This is a genomic window from Sphingobacterium multivorum, from assembly GCF_900457465.1.
GTDB classification, from domain to species: Bacteria; Bacteroidota; Bacteroidia; order Sphingobacteriales; family Sphingobacteriaceae; genus Sphingobacterium; species Sphingobacterium multivorum.
In genome coordinates this window covers 1,285,108-1,297,651 of sequence record NZ_UAUU01000011.1, presented here as the reverse complement: position 1 = coordinate 1,297,651, position 12,544 = coordinate 1,285,108, and the positions used below count along the sequence as shown (strand labels likewise).

The 12,544-nt window shown below is 38.7% G+C and carries 12 protein-coding genes, 1 tRNA gene and 1 pseudogene; 6 read left to right on the top strand and 8 right to left on the bottom strand.

Annotation, left to right across the window (positions count from 1 at the left end):
• Window positions 1-60: 60 nt before the first annotated feature.
• Window positions 61-1,107 carry a bifunctional diaminohydroxyphosphoribosylaminopyrimidine deaminase/5-amino-6-(5-phosphoribosylamino)uracil reductase RibD gene (gene ribD, locus DTA23_RS22860; RefSeq protein ID WP_112376137.1) on the bottom strand — a complete coding sequence of 349 codons (1,047 nt, stop codon included), beginning with the start codon at window positions 1,105-1,107 and terminating at the stop codon, window positions 61-63.
• A 34-nt stretch (window positions 1,108-1,141) separates the two neighbouring features.
• Here ribD and prmC point away from each other — a divergent pair, with 34 nt between their 5' ends.
• From prmC to DTA23_RS22845, 3 genes are all read left to right on the top strand, one after another.
• Complete coding sequence (gene prmC, locus DTA23_RS22855; protein WP_112376136.1) at window positions 1,142-2,002, top strand: peptide chain release factor N(5)-glutamine methyltransferase; 861 nt, start codon at window positions 1,142-1,144, stop codon at window positions 2,000-2,002.
• Window positions 2,003-2,119: 117 nt separating this feature from the next.
• Window positions 2,120-2,192: transfer RNA gene (locus tag DTA23_RS22850), tRNA-Lys, on the top strand.
• Between the two features lie 530 nt (window positions 2,193-2,722).
• Window positions 2,723-3,760 carry a LacI family DNA-binding transcriptional regulator gene (locus DTA23_RS22845; protein ID WP_112376135.1) on the top strand — a complete coding sequence of 346 codons (1,038 nt, stop codon included), beginning with the start codon at window positions 2,723-2,725 and terminating at the stop codon, window positions 3,758-3,760.
• Window positions 3,761-3,855: 95 nt separating this feature from the next.
• On the opposite strand, the gene DTA23_RS22840 is transcribed toward DTA23_RS22845, so the two are convergent.
• The 4 genes from DTA23_RS22840 to DTA23_RS22825 are packed head-to-tail and all read right to left on the bottom strand — an operon-like array spanning window position 3,856 to window position 6,727.
• Entirely contained in the window at window positions 3,856-4,701 is an 846-nt protein-coding gene (locus DTA23_RS22840; protein WP_112376134.1) for a hypothetical protein, read from the bottom strand.
• The gene (locus DTA23_RS22835) at window positions 4,698-5,081 is read right to left on the bottom strand and encodes a GntR family transcriptional regulator (protein WP_070567719.1); all 384 of its coding nucleotides are present in this window, start codon (window positions 5,079-5,081) and stop codon (window positions 4,698-4,700) included. The genes DTA23_RS22840 and DTA23_RS22835 overlap by 4 nt, the downstream gene beginning before the upstream one ends.
• A gap of 1 nt (window position 5,082) precedes the next feature.
• On the bottom strand, window positions 5,083-5,892 hold the full coding sequence (locus DTA23_RS22830) for a hypothetical protein (RefSeq protein ID WP_146753185.1): 810 nt from the start codon (window positions 5,890-5,892) through the stop codon (window positions 5,083-5,085).
• Window positions 5,876-6,727, bottom strand: coding sequence for an ABC transporter ATP-binding protein (locus tag DTA23_RS22825; protein WP_112376132.1), 852 nt, complete (start codon window positions 6,725-6,727; stop codon window positions 5,876-5,878). Before DTA23_RS22825 ends, DTA23_RS22830 begins: the two co-directional genes overlap by 17 nt.
• Before the next feature lie 722 nt (window positions 6,728-7,449).
• On the opposite strand from DTA23_RS22825, the gene DTA23_RS22820 reads away from it, so the two are divergent.
• On the top strand, window positions 7,450-7,926 hold the full coding sequence (locus DTA23_RS22820) for a hypothetical protein (protein WP_083296033.1): 477 nt from the start codon (window positions 7,450-7,452) through the stop codon (window positions 7,924-7,926).
• On the opposite strand, the gene DTA23_RS22815 is transcribed toward DTA23_RS22820, so the two are convergent.
• The 3 genes and pseudogenes from DTA23_RS22815 to DTA23_RS22805 all read right to left on the bottom strand — a co-directional run bounded on the left by DTA23_RS22815 (window position 7,927) and on the right by DTA23_RS22805 (window position 10,709).
• A complete protein-coding gene (locus DTA23_RS22815; RefSeq protein WP_070567727.1) occupies window positions 7,927-8,703 on the bottom strand; it encodes an enoyl-CoA hydratase/isomerase family protein in 777 nt (258 codons plus the stop codon).
• 11 nt (window positions 8,704-8,714) lie between these two features.
• Window positions 8,715-9,557, bottom strand: coding sequence for a hydroxymethylglutaryl-CoA lyase-like TIM-barrel protein (locus DTA23_RS22810; RefSeq protein ID WP_112376131.1), 843 nt, complete (start codon window positions 9,555-9,557; stop codon window positions 8,715-8,717).
• A gap of 3 nt (window positions 9,558-9,560) precedes the next feature.
• Window positions 9,561-10,709, bottom strand: a pseudogene (locus tag DTA23_RS22805) (acyl-CoA dehydrogenase family protein).
• Between the two features lie 248 nt (window positions 10,710-10,957).
• On the opposite strand from DTA23_RS22805, the gene DTA23_RS29745 reads away from it, so the two are divergent.
• Both DTA23_RS29745 and DTA23_RS29740 read left to right on the top strand, forming a co-directional pair.
• Window positions 10,958-11,836 (top strand): carboxyl transferase domain-containing protein, encoded by an 879-nt coding sequence (locus DTA23_RS29745; RefSeq protein ID WP_256604625.1) that lies wholly within the window; start codon window positions 10,958-10,960, stop codon window positions 11,834-11,836.
• Window positions 11,772-12,470 (top strand): carboxyl transferase domain-containing protein, encoded by a 699-nt coding sequence (locus DTA23_RS29740; RefSeq protein ID WP_256604624.1) that lies wholly within the window; start codon window positions 11,772-11,774, stop codon window positions 12,468-12,470. Before DTA23_RS29745 ends, DTA23_RS29740 begins: the two co-directional genes overlap by 65 nt.
• Window positions 12,471-12,544: the final 74 nt, after the last annotated feature.

The window sequence follows — 12,544 nt, the reverse complement described above, 5'->3', positions numbered from 1 at the left end:
GTAATTTAAGAATTAAATTAACCGGCTATGGCTTAATTCCCTAAATATACAATTTAATAATCACTGTTTCTTATAGATCTTTAAAAGATCATTGGAAACCAATTTACTTTCAAGCAATTGTCCACTAAATTGTGGAGCCGTAATTCCATTAAATAGCTTTTTTTCGGTTTCAAACACCCTCGCCTCATCCCAGAGATCCGCATCGATAAACATTTGCAGCGTAGCACGCCCTCCTTCTATGATGATTGACTGAACATCCATTAAATATAGTTGATAAAGAATATTCTGCGGCAGATACAACCCGTAATTTTCAAGCTCAATATACTTAACATTTGCTGTCCAATCTGTCTTTTTAGCATTGAAGACGATTGTATCAGCTTGATCATCTAGAATATTGGCATCTAGTGGAATGGCAAGATCTCTATCTAAAAGAATACGCAATGGGTTGTTACCCTGCCATTCTCTTACGGTCAGACTGGGATTATCTACAACTGCGGTATTTGTACCGACCAAAATAGCATCTTCCTCTGATCTCCAGCGGTGAACCAACTGTCGGCTAGCAGCATTGCTTAACCAAATTTGTTTATTTTGCATCCCCATAAAACCGTCCTTCGACTGCGCCCATTTTAGAATAACATATGGGCGGAATTGACCAATACGTGTAAAAAACCGACGGTTGAGCCATACAGCCTCTTTTTCCAGTAAACCAATTTCAACTTCAATACCTGCTTCGCGCAGTATCTCAACTCCCTTGCCATTCACCTTGGCGAAAGGGTCCAAACAAGCGATATAGACTTTTAAGGGTTTTAGCTCTGCAATCATATTGGCACATGGCGGTGTCTTTCCATAATGCGCGCAAGGTTCAAGGCTAACATAAAAAATACTTCCCTCGATAAGCCGTTTTGCTTCTTCCCCATACTTTTGCACAACCTGCTGTACCGCATTGACCTCAGCGTGTGGTCCACCATATGGAGAAGTATATCCTTCACCGATAATTTTACCGTCCAAAACAATGACAGCCCCAACCATTGGATTGGGACTCACTGAACCCGCGCCCATTTGGGCCAGTTCCAAACAACGATGCATATATTGCTTGTGCATATCCATGGATACAAATCTATGAAAATCGTACCTTTGACACATGAAAATACTTCAAGATTTCGAATTATTATTTCAACATGAGCTTCAGGGGTTATATGATGAGGATGAAATAAAAGCAATATTCTTAGTGGTTGTTGCCGAAAAGTTTGGGTTAAATAGAACCAATTATCAATTGAGAAAAACAGATATCGTCAAGGAGGCGGATAAGACTGAAGTACTTAGCATCCTTCAGGATCTAAAAAAGCACAGACCTATACAGTACATACTCAATAAAGCAGATTTTTATGGTGAAGTTTTCCAGGTCAATGAATCGGTCCTCATTCCACGCCAGGAAACTGAAGAACTTGTCGATCTGATCATCAAAAACCACAAATCTTCTCAAAACCTAAAAATTATAGATATCGGAACTGGCTCTGGCTGCATCCCGATCACCTTATCAAAGCATCTCAATAATGCCCTAGTAACAACGATAGACATCTCAAAAGAGGCGATAAATACAGCACAAGAAAATGCTAAGAATTTAAAAACTCAGGTTCAATTTATCAATGCGGATATATTTGAATGGGAATACATTTTCTCCGACCAACATTATAATATCATTGTATCCAATCCGCCCTATATAACCCCGGGAGAAAAGCAGCATATGAATCAAAACGTATTGGCTTATGAACCTGAGCTCGCATTATTCATTGAAGAAAGTGCTCCATTGATTTTTTATGATGTTATTTCATCCTTTGCTTTGAAACATTTAACCCCAGATGGAGATCTATATTTTGAAATCAATCAATATCTCGGTCCAGAAATGAAGGAACTTATGGTCAAAAAAGGATTTGAACAGGTCAAACTCATAAAAGATATTAATGGAGCAGACCGAATAATCCATGCAAAAAAAGCGCGATAAAAAAAATAATCCGTTTATTTATTAAGCAGTTAAGGCCTTTTCGTCAAAATTTGCACGCTATAATTTGGCATATATCAAAAGAAATTCTACCTTTGCATCACTTTCAAAAACAGAAAGGATTCCGTAGCTCAGCTGGTAGAGCAATACACTTTTAATGTATGGGTCCTGGGTTCGAATCCCAGCGGGATCACTAAAGAAGAGCTAATCGCAGGATTAGCTCTTCTTGTTTTAAAGATATTAGGATTCGAAAGAAGTGTCGGCCGGGTTCGATTCAATGGAGGCTCAGGGGTGTGCTTGGGAAATGAGGGGCTGAGCCAATCCCAGCGGGATCACTAAAGAAGAGCTAATCGCAGGATTAGCTCTTCTTGTTTTAAAGATATTAAGATTCGAAAGAAGGGTCGGCCGGGTTCGATCCAATGGAGGCTCAGGGGTGCGCTTGGGAAATGAGGGGCTGAGCCAATCCCAGCGGGATCACTAAAGAAAAGCTAATCGCAGGATTAGCTTTTCTTGTTTAACACTTGCGGAAAACTTCTTTTTCATCAACAACGCTTTTCTTGATCTCCATTTGAAAACATGTTTTTTATCTTATCTTTATAATTTCAAGAATTTTCGGGCTTAATACATTAAAAACACTAACCGATAATTCAATAATAATTCTAGCGCTATCTACCATCGTATTGACGCTAGAACAATTACAATCAATGAAAGAGGATCGAGCACATGAAGAGATTTACGTTAAAAGAGATTGGCCAACAGTTAAACCTATCTCCAGGAACCATTTCCAAAGCACTAAACGATAGCCATGAAATAAGCGCAGAAACAAAAAAGTTAATTTTAGATTTCACGCAGAAAATTAATTATATACCAAATTTCTCCGCAAAAAGCTTAAAAACGGGGCGATCAAACACCCTAGCGATCATTGTTCCATTTATCTCAAGCTCTTTTTTCTTTGATTTTTACGAAGACATCTCCCTTATTTTATCGCAGACGAATTATAAACTCATCCTCTTGCAGACTTTTAACGATGAGAAAAAAGAAAAGGAAGCACTGGAACTTTGCATACAAAGCAATATCGAAGGAATAATCATTTCTCCTGTAAAAAATGATTCAAGTTTATCACTCTTGTTTTATATCATGGAACAGATCTGCCCTGTGATTATTTTTGACCGGATAAACCATCAACTCGACACCTTTAAAATCGGAATCCAAAACAACAAAGTCATCTATCAGGCAACAGAAGAAATGATCAAAAACAAACGCGAAAATATCATTCTTTTATTATGCAAAGATATCGGTGGAAATGTAAGCAGAATAAAAGGATATAAAGATGCCCTCTTTAATGCCTCTATTCCTTTTAAAGAAGAAAATATTGTTGAAATATCCTACTCAAGCCCCAAAGATAATATCGATGACGAACTGGAAAGCAAAATAAACACGTTATTAAATAAGCCCTCCGCTCCAAATGCACTCCTCTCAACGACAGACACCTTGTCGCTAAAAGTTTTGCACATATTAAATAAATTAGAGGTGAAAATTCCTGATGACATGAACTTAATTGGCTTTAGCAACACCCCTTTTGCCAACAGTCTCAACCCATCTTTAACAACAATCACCCAGCCAACACAGCTTATGGCAGAAAAATCGGTAGAACTTCTCTTGCAGATGTTAAAGAAAAAAAACAAAAAGAATTATTTCGAATTCGAGACGTATTTTTTGGACTGCAGTATCGAACACCGAAAATCTACATCATCCCTTTAAAGAAAAGGTCAAAACCCCACTATGGAATTTTGACCTTTTCAGAAAATACCGATCTCTACTATTAACGATCGACTGCAACATCCACCAATTAAACCTTACTTAATCAATGATCGCAATGCATGGACAGGCAAATCTATTTTAGTATCATTGGATAGATTCCCGTTCAATGTTCCCCATTGCAAACTATCTAAACGGACAGATGATTTTCCTTCAGTTTTGATATTCAGAAGACCTACTTTGGCTTCAGGTCCCTTCCTATTGAAATAAACTTCTGAATTGTTTGCCACAATATCTGCACTTTGATAATTCGTACGCGGAAGTCCCAAAACACTATTCGTTGTGTTAACAAATAAACGACCGACAAGAGAATTCCCCTTACTGTCCGTCCCGCCAAGATCATCAATAGTGGAATTTGTCAGGTTCAGATTCAATGTATTTATAACGGATTTCTCCGCAAGGGAAAATACCTCAACGCTATCACCTACGACAGTCAATTCGTTCAACCTGGCGGACAACTCGTTAATACCCGCATTTTTTAATTTTAAAACCCTAAGATCAGGTGAAAAAATATAGATTGAATTATACCCCCCGTCTCCTCCTGATAAAAGATCTAAGGTAAGATTGCCAGATTGATCGACATTCGCTTTCACAAAGTCGGCTTGACTTTTATTAACTTTAACCATAAACTTATCGCTTTTCACCCAATACAACCCTACACCCCTTGCATTGGTACCTACAATATAAAGCTTATCGAAAGCTGCCAAGGGGAACGACCGGTAATAAACATCCTTTGCACCTGGCTTGGATACCTCCTGCTCAACATCAGCATTATATTTTTTCGCATCCACTCGATTTATACGAACAAGGTAGGACGCGACAAGCATCGGAACCGCGAATAAGCCTATTGCTAATCCCATTATTATTTTTGTACTTAATTTCATGACTCATTTTGATTAAAATTCTGACTTACAAACCGTCTATAACGTTGCTCTAACTCATCCAGACCGATTTCCAATAAATAAATATTACGAAAAAACAAGGGAAGATCTTCTTCTAGAAAAATTGCCTTTCTATATAACTTCACATTCTTCACCGATTCTTGTGTCAGAAAAAAACCGATCCCGCGCTTATTAGCTATAATTTCTTTCTGCTGCAACATATCATAGGTCCGCATAACAGTATTGGGGTTAACCTCCATCTGAACTGCCAATTCCCTTACTGAGGGGAGTTTTTCATCCACTTTCCAGGTCGCTAGCAAAATATGATCACATACGTACTCAGCAATCTGAAGGTAAATGGCTTTATTTGCATTGAACTCCATATTAAATCTCCTTTTCTTTCAACCTTAAAAAAGCAACCGCCCAAATCATTATGGCAAGCAACACTCCTACAGCGCCGATCAATGCAAAAATATGATTTGAATCAGACCAATAGTTATTATCCATTGTACCTACGGTATCCTGGGTCTGAGTCTTCATTAAGTAAACAAAAAGACACATCCAAACTACACAGTAAAGCACAAGAAAAATAGCCGTCTTTACATATTGATAGTTTTGGTAGACGATCCCACCAAGTAAGAAAATTGCATTCAGAAGAATTGGTACAAAACAAAAATAATAAGCCGGTTCAGGGTATTGAACCTTGAAAAAGTACTGCCATAGATCCACACTGACCGTCTCTCCTGATGGCTGTACTTCATTTACAACCACAGAACCAACGCTCCTCAAATAAGAAACAAATGCCAAATCGATCAAATAAAAGACCAATAAATATGAACCAATACTCACGACAACCGTATAGAATAAGCTGACCAGAAACTTTTCCAATTGTGACGCTGGAATCATCAGCTCAAAAATCGCCCGGGTCTTCTTCCCTAAATCAGCAAAATAACTGCTCGAGATAACCGTTACAAAAAAGAGTCCCAAGATACAAAACAACGGTGCTCTGAAATTTAGCAACGAATAAACAATATTCTTTTTGATATCATCATAATTTGATCCCAAATTAACTGCATAAAAACCAAAAATTACCCCGGCAATAATCCCTATTGACATCAGATAAATTCGCCCAAAACCAATCCATTGTCTTCGAATCAGTCCAAAAAAACGCGTAGCATTAAATAGATTTGACATATTCATCATGTTTAATAAGGTCCGTAATTTTTTCCTTGCACTGTAACACTGCATTAAATAGCAACTCCAAATCCAGTTTCGAATCTTCTGCCGCCGAGTTTGGAAGAATAACATTAAAACCGCCTACTCCTTCTTCGGAATAAAGTGTATCCAAAGGCAACTCTCTTACTTTTTTAAAGCATAAGCGATCAGTAATCACATGCATCGGAGCGTTGAGTGCAACCTTATGATCATCAAGTAAAATAACAGCATCAATAAGATTATCCAGATCACGCACCTGATGTGTGGAGATAATTACACATCGATCATCAGTAATGGCAGAAGCCATGATCTTTCGAAACTGAACCTTAGAAGGAATATCCAAACCATTCGTTGGCTCATCCATGATGATCACTTTTGTGTTAGACGCTAAACCGAAAGAAATAATATATTTCTTTTTCTGTCCATAACTCATGTTTGCTAATTTTTGCTCAATGGGAATATCGAACTCACGAATAAGCTGATCAAAATATACCTGATCGAAGTTGGGGTAAAACCCTGCATTAGCCTTCAGAAACTGTTCTGATTTTACGGCAGGGAGATAAAACTCTTCCGGAATAAAACTAATCTCCCTTAACAAGGAAGGTTCCCTTCGATTAGGGTTATGCCCCAACACATCAACTTGCCCCGAAACAGGATATACCAAACCGGCAATATTCTTAAGCAAAGTTGATTTGCCAGCACCATTCTTTCCCAATAGGCCATAGATATGCCCCTGCTTCAATTCAAGATCCATATGAAGAAAAAGGGGCCATGATTTACTATAGCTGAAATTTAGATTTTGGATAGTAACCATACTACTGTATTATTTAATTAATACACTAATATAGAAACGGATTTTGTATAATTCCAAAAACATTTTAAAAAAAAACACAGGCAGAGCTTTGCTTACGCTCAGGCATTATTTTAATTTAATAGCACAGATCGGACATAATAAAACATATACATTCAATTTATATAATAAACATAATACTATGATAAACAAATTGTTATTATAATAAATTATGAAATTCGTAATCGAATAAAACATCATTTTTATCGATGTGCATTATCCTTAAAAACAACACGCAAATCGCAACCACCTTCAAAAACCCGAAATAGCCGCATTCTCAGCTAAAACAAATCAAAACCACACAAACCCTTCGGGAATGACAAACATCACCTCAGAGAGGCTAAAAACAACTAAAAATAAAGCATACAGACGATCATTAGTTATTCACAAGCGAATACCTTCGTTCTCGATCATTTGGACGGCCTATTTGGTCCAGCTAATCGTTATTCTCCGCCTGATAGATAAACGGCGAATTACACATAACAACAGCATTAACCAAGAGTTAAAAACAACACAAAGCAACCTAATAACCAAAACAATAAAGTACTTATATAAAGTAAAAATACATATAAATACAAGTCCTTTGATCAGAAGACGTAGACAATTAATGAAAAACCAGCATCTATTCTATAAGCTGGTATAGTTTAAAATAGCTTTAAATCTATTTTATTACCATCTTTGTTTTCATGATGAATTACATTTATCCCTTCATTCTAGCGATGCATTCTTTATGGAGATGGGAAGTACTGATTATACTAGCAATTAGTCTTTCAACCTTTTTTTATAAGAAAAAACAGCAGCTTCTATTCTCCCCTATCGATCAATTTCTTGTAAAAACCACGGTTATTTCTTTCTATATTCAGCTAGTTTTAGGTATTAATCTCTATATACTGAGCCCCATCACACAGTACTTCCTACGACATTTCGACGAAGCAGTCCACCTGAGGCAAATTCGCTTCTTCAGTATGGAGCACAGTAGCATGATGATTATGGCTGCAATTTGCCTGACATTGGGTGCCCATAAAAGCAAAAACGCCGATACAAACGATCGACGTTTTAAAACATTATTAATCTGGTTTGGACTAGCTTTACTGATTATCCTTAGTTCTATTCCTTGGGAATTCTCTCCCTTGACAAGCAGACCGAGTTTTCGATCATTTTAATTAGCTATTTTTCCAGTTGGCTTTTCTTTTATTACGCATGGCATCCATTCCCTCCTTGAAATCATTGGTTTTACGCAAATCTGCCAAGCTCTCTAAGAGAAAGTTATACTTATCATCATAATCTTGCTCTTTTAGCCTTCGCAGTGCAACAAAACCTCTCGATATAGCCAAAGGAGCATTTTTAAGAATAGTTTCTCTCAATTCAACCAAGGCAGTTTCTTCAACATCCAAAATTCCGGACAGAATACCCTTATCCAGCGCATCTCCCGCAGAAAAAGAATCTCCCCTGATACAAAGATCCATCGCTTTTCTTTCAGGCATATATTCCATTAGCAAGGCCAACACCTGAAATGGAAAGAGTCCGATTTTTACTTCTGGCAAAGAAAAACGTACATGTGGCAGTGCAAACAAATAAGTGCAAGATAATGCAATCAAAAAACCACCTGCAATAACATCTCCCCTAACAACACAGATTGAAGGCTTATCTAAACAGGCAAATATTTCTGCCAAAGACTTTTCAACCTTTGGAATTGCCGGATTACCAATATCTACTGTAGGATCCTCAAAAGCTTTAAGATCCATACCCGCACAGAACACCGGACCTTCAGCCTCTATTTGTACTAAACGAATATCGGGATTGCTATTCGCCAGATTCAATGCATAGGCAATTTCGTTCACCATAGTCGGACTAAAAGCATTTCTTTTATCCGAACGAGCTAGCGTCAAATTGAACACATGCTGCTCAACGTGCACCTTTATAAAATTCAGTTTTTCCATCTCAAAAATCCCTACAAAATCATTTGCCTGAAGCTATGCTCCAATCCGAGTATTTCAGCATCAGTTCCTCGTCCAAAATAACGCAACAAGAGTTCTGAAGGTATATTGCCAACCAAATCATCTTTTGCAAATGGACAACCGCCATAACCAAGCAATGCGCCTTCAAATTTACGGCAACCTGCGAGATAAGCGGCTTCAATCTTAGCAAGACTCTCCGCTTGCCTCGCATGAAAATGTGCACCTATTTCCAGTTTTGGAAAACTGGCTTTAACAAAAGTGAATAATGCTGAAATCTGATTCGCATCGGCTTCTGAAGTTGTGTCTGCCAAAGAAAATTCCCGGATACCCAGATCGTATAATTTCCCAATCCATTCTTCTACCAAAAGTGGGGACCACGGATCCTTGTATGGGTTCCCAAAAGCCATGCTAATATAAATAACTAAAGATTTATGATTAGCGTCTGCCAAAAGTTTCATTTCTTTTACTTGCTGATAAGAAGCCGCCAAGCCCATATTGGTATTTCGACGTTGAAATGTTTCCGATATTGAAAATGGATACCCTAAAAAGTCGATTTTTTCCTCTAGAACGGCTTCTTCTACTCCCCGAAGATTGGCGACAATCGCCAATAACTTCACTTTTTCATTCTTTCTGATTCCTTCCAGGACTGCTTTTGTATCCGCCAACTGCGGAACTGCTTTCGGCGAAACGAAAGATCCAAAATCAATAACATCAAACAGCTCACTTTCGATTAACGTATTGATATGTTTAATTTTCTTATCTGTCTCAATAAAGTTATGAAGCCCTTGAACAGCGTCTCTTGGGCAATCAACCAATACAACTTGATCCCTCATCATATGCTATAAAATATCTTTCTCAATCTCTCTGGCGATCACCATTTTCTGAATACTTGAAGTCCCTTCACCTATGGTACATAGTTTAGCATCTCTAAAAAACTTCTCGGCAGGATAGTCCTTTGTAAATCCATAACCACCAAAGATCTGCACAGATTCATTCGAGACACTAACAGCAGCCTCCGACGCATAAAGTTTAGCCATCGCTCCAATTTTAGAAACACGGTCCCCATGATCCTTTAAATAGCCCGCCTGCCTCGTTAACAATTCGCTTGCCTCTACTTGTGTAGCCATATCTGCAAGTGCAAAAGAAACTGCCTGAAATTCGTAAATCTTTTTCCCAAATTGCTCACGCTCGTGTGCATATTTCAGCGCACACTCGTAAGCTCCGCGGGCAATACCCAAAGAAAGTGCCGCAATCGAAATACGTCCGCCATCCAATAATTTTAAAGCCTGTACAAAGCCCTGTCCTTCCTCACCGATGAGTTGATCCCGATGAATCCGACAATTATCAAAAAAAAGACAGGCAGTTTCTGAGGCACGCATCCCCAATTTATTTTCTTTCTTTCCCGCAGTAAATCCAGGTGTACCTTTCTCAACAATGAAAGCCGACATCCCTTTTTTATCCCCCTTAGCCCCAGTTCGTGCAATAACGACAGCAACACTAGAACTGATGGCATGCGTGATAAAATTTTTAGAACCATTTAACACGTAATGATCACCATCTCTCTCCGCAAATGTCGTCATTCCACCGGCGTCAGAACCGGAACCGGTTTCTGTAAGCCCCCAGGCACCGATCCATTCAGCTGTCGCAACTTTGGAAGATAACGTTTCTTCTGTTCTTCACTGGCAAAGCTTAATATATGATTTGTGCACAAGGAATTATGCGCCGCCACAGAAAGTCCGATTGAACCACAATACCTTGGAGATTTCATCCAAAACGGTGATGTATTCCTGATACCCGAGCCCTGATCCGCCATATTCTTCAGGAACGATTACTCCCATAAAACCGTGTTCGCCTAACTTTTTAAAAACTTCTATTGGAAATATTTGGGCTTCGTCCCATTCCATCACATAAGGTTTGATATGATACTGTGCAAAATCTCGTGCACTTTGTCTGATCATATCCATTTGTTGTTTATTTTCAATAAACATAAGCATGAATATTAAATTTACAATCGGTAATTCAATTCAAATATATCAAAATATTTAGGAATAAAATTGCAAATATTTTAAAATTTTATTTTAAATTTATCTAAAAATAAGAAATTCTTAATTTAACAGTTTTTAAAACCAAGATTATAAATTATGAAGGAGCTACTCGCATTACTTCGCCAAAAAAGAGAAAATTTAAAATTCGGTGGCGGCATCGATAAAATAAAAAAACTGAAAGAAAAGGCAAAATGTCAGCCTGGGAAAGAATAGAATATCTACTGGACCCAGACCGTGAGTATCTTGAAATAGGCATGTTTGCCGGCGAAGGAATGTACAAAGAACATGGTGGATGCATAAACGCAGGATGCGCAGCGGTACTGGGTTATGTAAAATCCAAACTATGCGTCATTGTCTCCAACGACGCGACTGTCAAAGCTGGGGCATGGTTCCCAATTTCTGCCAAGAAAAATCTACGCGCACAAGAAATTGCTATGGAAAACAACTTGCCAATTATCTATTTAGTAGATTCCGCCGGTGTATTTTTACCGCTACAAGATGAAATCTTTCCGGACAAAGAACATTTTGGACGTATATTCCGTAACAATGCCCGAATGTCCTCCATGGGAATACCTCAAATTGCAGCAATTATGGGAAGTTGCGTAGCAGGTGGCGCTTATTTACCTATTATGTCCGACTACGCCTTTATCGTCGAAGGAACGGGATCTGTATTTTTAGCAGGCCCTTACTTGGTCAAATCTGCGATAGGTGAAACTGTAGATGCAGAAACACTCGGCGGAGCTTCTACCCATTCGGAGATATCCGGCGTAACAGACAATAAATTTCCCGACGACCAAAGTTGTTTAGATGCTATAAAAAATGTTATCGATAAAATCGGTGGAAATCTAAAAGCTAATTTCGACAGAAAGATAAGCCTACCCCCAAAAACTGATCCGAGTAAAATAGTAGAGATTCTTCCCGAAGACAGGACAAAACCTTATCGCATGCAGGATATCCTGAATGCAATTGTAGACGCAGAGACTTTAGAAGAATACAAGCCAGATTATGGAAAAAACCATTGTATGCGGCCTCGCCCGCATAGATGGCTGGGCTGTCGGGATCGTTGCTAATCAACGCGAGATCATTAAAGCCAAAAAACCTGGCAACACCATGGAAATGCAGATGGGCGGGGTTATCTATAGTGATTCAGCAGATAAGGCGGCGCGCTTCATCATGAATTGCAACCAGCAGCGCATTCCACTTGTTTTTTTTCAGGACGTCACTGGTTTTATGGTAGGGAGCCGATCTGAACAAGGGGGGATTATCAAAGACGGCGCAAAAATGGTCAATGCAATGGCCAACTCCGTAGTCCCAAAATTTACATTTATTGTCGGAAACAGTTATGGCGCAGGAAATTATGCAATGTGTGGAAAAGCGTATGACCCACGACTAATCTACGCTTGGCCTACCGCCCAAATGGCAGTCATGAGCGGTGCCGCAGCAGGCAAAACACTGTTTCAAATCCAAGAATCAGCTTTAAAGGCCAAAGGTCAAGAAATTAATGAAGAAGAGAAAAACGACCTCCTTAAATCCATCGAAGACCGGTACAACGAGCAATTGAGCCCATATTACGCTGCTGCGAGACTATGGGTTGATGGAATTATAGCACCTGAAGAAACACGAAAAGTTATCAGCATGGGAATTGAAGCTGCCAACGAAAAACCTATCTTAGACCGGTATAATGTAGGTGTTATACAGGTCTGAGTGGAGTAAAGTTAAATTCGAAAACCCCTCAAACGGCAAACTTCGTCATCTGAGGGGTTTTTAAATTAGCTATT

Excerpts from the sequence above, each read along its gene's own strand:
- DTA23_RS29740 (WP_256604624.1), top strand. The coding sequence starts at position 11,772 with ATGGAAAAAACCATTGTATGCGGCCTCGCCCGCATAGATGGCTGGGCT.
- DTA23_RS22820 (WP_083296033.1), top strand. The coding sequence starts at position 7,450 with ATGATGAATTACATTTATCCCTTCATTCTAGCGATGCATTCTTTATGG.
- DTA23_RS22815 (WP_070567727.1), bottom strand. The coding sequence starts at position 8,703 with ATGGAAAAACTGAATTTTATAAAGGTGCACGTTGAGCAGCATGTGTTC.
- DTA23_RS22825 (WP_112376132.1), bottom strand. The coding sequence starts at position 6,727 with ATGGTTACTATCCAAAATCTAAATTTCAGCTATAGTAAATCATGGCCC.
- ribD (WP_112376137.1), bottom strand. The coding sequence starts at position 1,107 with ATGGATATGCACAAGCAATATATGCATCGTTGTTTGGAACTGGCCCAA.
- DTA23_RS22810 (WP_112376131.1), bottom strand. The coding sequence starts at position 9,557 with ATGATGAGGGATCAAGTTGTATTGGTTGATTGCCCAAGAGACGCTGTT.
- DTA23_RS29745 (WP_256604625.1), top strand. The coding sequence starts at position 10,958 with ATGTCAGCCTGGGAAAGAATAGAATATCTACTGGACCCAGACCGTGAG.
- DTA23_RS22840 (WP_112376134.1), bottom strand. The coding sequence starts at position 4,701 with ATGAAATTAAGTACAAAAATAATAATGGGATTAGCAATAGGCTTATTC.
- DTA23_RS22835 (WP_070567719.1), bottom strand. The coding sequence starts at position 5,081 with ATGGAGTTCAATGCAAATAAAGCCATTTACCTTCAGATTGCTGAGTAC.
- prmC (WP_112376136.1), top strand. The coding sequence starts at position 1,142 with ATGAAAATACTTCAAGATTTCGAATTATTATTTCAACATGAGCTTCAG.
- DTA23_RS22845 (WP_112376135.1), top strand. The coding sequence starts at position 2,723 with ATGAAGAGATTTACGTTAAAAGAGATTGGCCAACAGTTAAACCTATCT.
- DTA23_RS22830 (WP_146753185.1), bottom strand. The coding sequence starts at position 5,892 with ATGTCAAATCTATTTAATGCTACGCGTTTTTTTGGACTGATTCGAAGA.